Origin of the sequence: uncultured Kiloniella sp. (genome assembly GCF_937128705.1) — a bacterium.
Taxonomy (GTDB): domain Bacteria; phylum Pseudomonadota; class Alphaproteobacteria; order Kiloniellales; family Kiloniellaceae; genus Kiloniella.
The window spans coordinates 1-5,559 of sequence record NZ_CAKZMP010000278.1; the positions used below are offsets into that span (position 1 = coordinate 1).

At 49.4% G+C, this 5,559-nt stretch carries 6 protein-coding genes; all 6 read left to right on the forward strand.

Annotated elements, in window-relative coordinates; all coding sequences use genetic code 11:
- Positions 1-143: 143 nt before the first annotated feature.
- Positions 144-476, forward strand: a complete 333-nt coding sequence (locus Q0241_RS14175) for a Gp49 family protein (RefSeq protein ID WP_299198172.1) — start codon at positions 144-146, stop codon at positions 474-476.
- Positions 473-697, forward strand: a complete 225-nt coding sequence (locus Q0241_RS14180; RefSeq protein ID WP_299198174.1) for a hypothetical protein — start codon at positions 473-475, stop codon at positions 695-697. The genes Q0241_RS14175 and Q0241_RS14180 overlap by 4 nt, the downstream gene beginning before the upstream one ends.
- Positions 698-753: 56 nt before the next feature.
- Entirely contained in the window at positions 754-1,677 is a 924-nt protein-coding gene (locus Q0241_RS14185; RefSeq protein WP_299198176.1) for a hypothetical protein, read from the forward strand.
- Between the two features lie 121 nt (positions 1,678-1,798).
- Positions 1,799-2,587, forward strand: coding sequence for a hypothetical protein (locus Q0241_RS14190; protein ID WP_299198178.1), 789 nt, complete (start codon positions 1,799-1,801; stop codon positions 2,585-2,587).
- Positions 2,587-5,256 (forward strand): LAGLIDADG family homing endonuclease, encoded by a 2,670-nt coding sequence (locus tag Q0241_RS14195; protein ID WP_299198181.1) that lies wholly within the window; start codon positions 2,587-2,589, stop codon positions 5,254-5,256. The genes Q0241_RS14190 and Q0241_RS14195 overlap by 1 nt, the downstream gene beginning before the upstream one ends.
- 35 nt (positions 5,257-5,291) lie before the next feature.
- Positions 5,292-5,559, forward strand: a 268-nt coding sequence (locus tag Q0241_RS14200) for a hypothetical protein (RefSeq protein WP_299378621.1), incomplete at its 3' end; no start/stop codon positions are given.

Here is a 5,559-nt window from a genome sequence, read left to right on the forward strand (position 1 = left end):
CCCTCCCCCTTCCCCTAATATAATACACTATATCCATATGGGTTTACTTATGGGGAGATATAAACGCGCGCGCGCGAGGCACTTGCATTTCTCGATTACCGGCTATAAGCCCGTTAATTCCTAAAACCCAAGAAGGAACCATTATGGACGATCCCCTCAAGAGCGAGGCGCTTGAAGCCTCAAATGCCGAAGCCAAGGCAGTCGCTAAAACTGACAACCGTGTCGACCTTTCCGAGATCCATGAGAAGATCTCATCCGTTGAATATTGGAACCCAACCTCGAGCCCGGGCGTTACCGTTGCCAACGTGGTTCTCGACAATGGGTTTTCCGTCATCGGCAAATCTGGCGCCGCGGATCCAAAGAACTTCAATGTTCATCTGGGACGCAAGTTTGCTGTCCAGGATGCTGTTCGCAAAATCTGGGAGCTCGAAGGCTACCTTCTCAAAGAACGCATGTACCAGGGAGAAGAAGCATGAAGCCATCAATAGGCCGTATTGTGCATTTTGATTCTCCCGACCAAGCTCAGCGTGGGCACACCCAAGATCCTGTACCTGCAATAATCACTCGGGTTATCGATGATTTCACCGTGGATCTCCTAATTTATCGTAATCTGGATACTCCTCTCGGATTGGCCGATGTGCTGTTTTCAGAAGAACCAACTGATGGTATGCGATGGTTCTGGCCTCCACGGGTGTGAGGGTCGGACTTAGCTAAGGACCCAAGAATATGAAACTCGCATTCTGGAGAAAAGACATGTCGAACTCGTTTGTGGCCATTGCCACACGTATGGACGACCTGATTGGAAAGATTTCCAACAAGGACGCCGAAACCAAAGACTACGCCGACCGCGCCGTTGCAGCTCATGCTGAACGACTGGCTCTCGAAGCTGAATTGGGCGAAACCCAAAAGCAACTTGCTGAAGCGCCGATCGTCATCACTAACTTCTTGAAAGCTCTGACGGTCCTTCCGCCTTTGGTTCTTGAAGCAGACACTGTTGCCGATGCTGAGGCTCTGGCACTGGCTGAAGCAGAAGCCGCAGAGGCCGCTGCCGCAACAGCTGAACTGGAAGCGGCAGAAGCTGTTACTGAGGAAATTAATCCTGGTGCAGATTCTATCGTCATTACCGACAACCCGGCTCCAGTCGATGCAGCTGCAGACCCAGTCGGCGCAGCGGCTGCTCTTGAAGTTCCTGGTTTAACACCGGTTGACGCTCCCGCGACAGCTCCAGAGCCAGTTACTCCAACACCTGAACCAGTGATCGCTGAACAGCCAGTCTCTGTCACAGAGCCTGTTGCCGGCGATCTTGGTCTTCCAGGTGCTGGGAGCCTGGGTCTCCCGGGCGCAGATACCCTGGGCCAGCCAGCAGTAACTGAGCCAGCTCCGGAACAACCTACTGGGGAGCCTGAAACTCCTACGGTAGCTGAGCCGGCCCTGGGTGATCCGGAAATGGTTGACGAACAGCCTACTTTGCCCGATATGCCAACACCTGCGTCGGACGAAGCACCCTCAGTGACTGAGCCAGCAACTGAACCTGCTGCTCCGGAAACGTCGACTGAAGGCTTAGACGCCGAAGCGACAGAGACAGGACCTGATCCTGTTGTGGCTGAGCCCGACGCACCAGCTGAGCCTACGGGGGAATTGGACCCCCTAACGGGTTTGCCTAAACCACAGCTGTAATGGGTGCGGGTACCAAATAAGGGAGAAGGCGGCTTTCGGGCCGCCTTTTTCTTTTAAGGGGCTTGTAATTCACTATAACGATTAATACAGGACTAATAGCAACCTAAGGAGTATCGATCATATGGGCCGGCTAGACATCTTCAAAATGGCGGACATGCAACCGGACATTCCACCGGAAGTCGAAGCTGAGTTAATTCAAGAATCTTCAATGGATCCCCAGGAACCTATCGAAGAAGGTCGTTACTCTAAAGCGGACATCAAAGAAGCCTTGCCGGCACAGCTTCGAACCAAAGTTACTGATTCTCTAATGGCGAAGCTTAACTCTGTTTCTCAGGATCCAGATGTCGCTGATGAGATCCGGGACAACTTCTTGGGCTTCAACAACATCATGAAAGAGGGTAAGTTCAAGCTTGAGGATTATCTTAATGCCTGTGCCTATGCGACTTACAAGATGATGGGCCATACGAATCAGAGCGCCTGGGGTCTGACGTTTCCTGATAAGATGGCTCGAATGCGAGCTGAGAACCGAAACGATTCTTATATCTCGGGATTTGTTCACAGCTATTCCAAAGGCAAGCTTGTCAATACGATCATAGAGCAAGCTCTGATCCCGTCTTTTGTTCTTAATGTGGATCTGCACCAGAAAGCACTCAATGTCTGTGCAGACCTGATGATGAACGCCAAATCTGAAAAAGTTATGGTGGATGCGGCCAAAGCCGTTCTCGAGGCAACCCGGGCTCCGGAGAAGAGCCAAGTCCAGCTGGATGTGACTGTGAAGGACAATTCTGGTATCGATGAGCTTAAGAGCATCATGCAGGAAGTTGCTGATAATCAAATCAATCAAATTGAAGGTGGCGCCCGAACCCGAGATATCGCCCATCAAAAAATGTTTGAGAAAGAAGACTCCTAATGTCGACTATGCCGGAAATGGTAGCTGCTCCCGAGATTGCCGATATGCCGGGGATTATCGATTCAGAGCAAATTGAAGATCTGAAGAAGACCGTCGACGATTGGCTCGACGAAGTCGACTATACTGACTTGAACACAGGCAACTATGTACCGTCAGATTTCGCCCTGAAGTTTATGAATATGATCAAGCTGATCAACGGTGCGGAAGGAGAATCTCACTCCACGCCGGTGGTTCACTTAAAAATGCTTGATAAGGTGGTGTCCCCGGTACACCGCATCGCCAACCTTTGCCATCGTGGAATAGCGAAAACCACGCTCTTCTTCGAATACCTCAATTTCTATGTGGCGATTTTTCGAGAGCTTCCAGACTTTGGGGAGCTCGATTCCATGATCTATGTCTCGGATAGTATGGACAATGGCGTGAAGTCTGCGCGCAAGAACATCGAGTTTAGGTATCATAATTCGGAATTCCTTCAGGAGTATTTGCCAGAGGCGAAGTTCACCGATAACTACATCGAGTATGTCAACAAAGAGGGCAAGCGCTTTGGGATCAAAATGTTCGGTGCCAAGGCCCTTTCTTTAGACACTGAGCTATATCTAGCTGATGGGGGCGTGACTACTGTTGGCTCGGCTCAAATTGGAGATATCATTATTGGTGCGAATGGAAAGCCTACTCGCATCTACGACAAAAGCGAAATCTTTAATCGACCGATGTATAATCTTGAGCTGGCAGACGGACGTATTTTGAAAGTCTGTGAAGAGCATCTGAATCAGGTCTGGGTTAAAAAATTCCAATCAGAAAAGACCTTCTCGAAGTACACCCTGGAAGAGGGTACGTACACGACTGCTGAGCTCTTAAAGGAGCCGCTTTACATCACAGACCCCAAAGGCAGCCAGAGACCTCTTCTCTGGATTCAGAACATTGAACCAATGGGGTTCATGGAGAACAAAAACCAGTTACTTGACCCGTATACTGTAGGTCTCTTGATTGGGGATGGATCCCTTCAATCAGCTGTAGTGATGACAGGTGATGAGCTAGATTGGGATTTCTTCAAAACACAAATCCCGTATGCCTTAGGCAAAATCCAAAGGGATTCTCGTCGGCCTAATGTTATTAGCCGGACAGTGCGGGATATCGCACACCTTATCCGTGCCAGTGGCTTGGATTGCCATGGAGATCTTAAATTTGTACCGGACGATTATAAATTTGCTTCTGTGGATCAAAGACTCGCAGTCTTTCAAGGGTTGATGGATACTGACGGGACTTGCACCAAAGACGGTAAATCCTCATTTTGCTCAGCATCTAAAAAACTCGTAGAAGATGTCATGTGGTTGGTTCGCTCTTTGGGAGGAACTGCTCGCTGGGTTAACACAGGTAAAACCAATGCCTGGAAGTGTTCTGTGCGTCTTCAGGAAGGCTTGAGTCTTTTTCGCCTTCCGCGGAAAAAAGCTCTGGAGCGTCATCTGAGAAACGACAAAGTCAGTATTAAGTCGATCACTCGTATTGATGACGAACCCTCTCAGTGTATTTCTGTCGAGGCGGGCGATAATCAGTATGTTGCAGGCGAAGATCTGATCCGAACTCATAACACCGGTATCCGTGGTACGAAAATCTTCGGTAAACGACCTAAGCTTGCCGTGTTGGACGACCTGGTTTCGGACGATGATGCACGGTCAAAAGCAGCCATGGAAGCTATTAACGACACCGTCTACAAGGGCATCGACTATGCACTTGACCCAACCCGAAGAAAAATCATCTTCAACGGGACACCCTTTAACAAGAAAGACATCCTCTATCAGGCTGTTGAATCTGGTGCCTGGGACGTAAACGTCTGGCCTGTATGTGAAAAGTTCCCCTGCTCAAGAGAAGAGTTTGCTGGATCCTGGGAAGATCGCTTCACATACGATTATGTGGTAGAGCAATATAATGACTCGGTAAAAGCAGGAAAGCAGACAGCCTTTCTGCAGGAGCTTATGCTCCGAATCAGCTCAGAGGAGGAACGCCTTGTACAGGACTCAGAAATACGATGGTACGATCGTCAGGCCCTTCTCTCCCGTAGAGGCGCCTTCAACTTCTATATCACGACCGACTTTGCCACTACCGACAAGCAAGCATCGGACAACGCAGTCATTTCTGTTTGGGCCTACAACTCGAATCGCGACTGGTTCTGGGTCGATGGAGTATGTGCGCGCCAGAAAATGCCGGTTTCCATCAACGAACTATTCCGGCTCGTATCTCAATATCGACCACAGCTCGTGGGGGTAGAGATTTCCGGACAACAGTCAGCTTTCATTGACTGGCTCCAGGAGCAGCAGCTCGAGCGGAACGTTTGGTTTAATTTTGCCTCACAGAAAGGCCGGCCCGGGATCAAACCAGTGGCCAACAAGCTTCAGCGGTTCAACCTCACTGTTCCTTGGTTCACCCAAGGAAAAATGTTTTTTCCCGCTCAAATGAAAGAGGCTCCCATTATGCGGCAGTTTGTTTCTGAGCTCTCCCTCGCCACCCGAACAGGTCTCAAAGGGCAAGACGATTGTATTGATACAATTTCTATGCTCGCTGAAATTGGAGCCTGGGCACCTAGTGAAGAATCTCCCGAAATTCAGACCGATGCGATTTACGGTGATGATATGCAGGAAGAATCCTCTAGCATTGACTCATACGTCGTATAGCATCTATTGAGACAATTCTGGTTTACGAGGTTATTATGAGCAATATCCTGACAAGCGAACTTATTCGACGATTGGCTTATGGCGAGCTCTCTAACCTGAAAATGGCTTCTGCCGGCGATGGGACCATTCTGGCAGCGGACCTACCCAAGGTCCTATTGCAGATTAATAATGCTCTAACCGAGTTATATACTAAGTTCCTGCTCTCCCAAAAAGAGGTCGTCATTAATGCCCAAGAGACGATCACCCAGTATTACCTGCGCTACGAATTCGCACAGAGTAATCTGGCATCGGCCCAACCGGTCC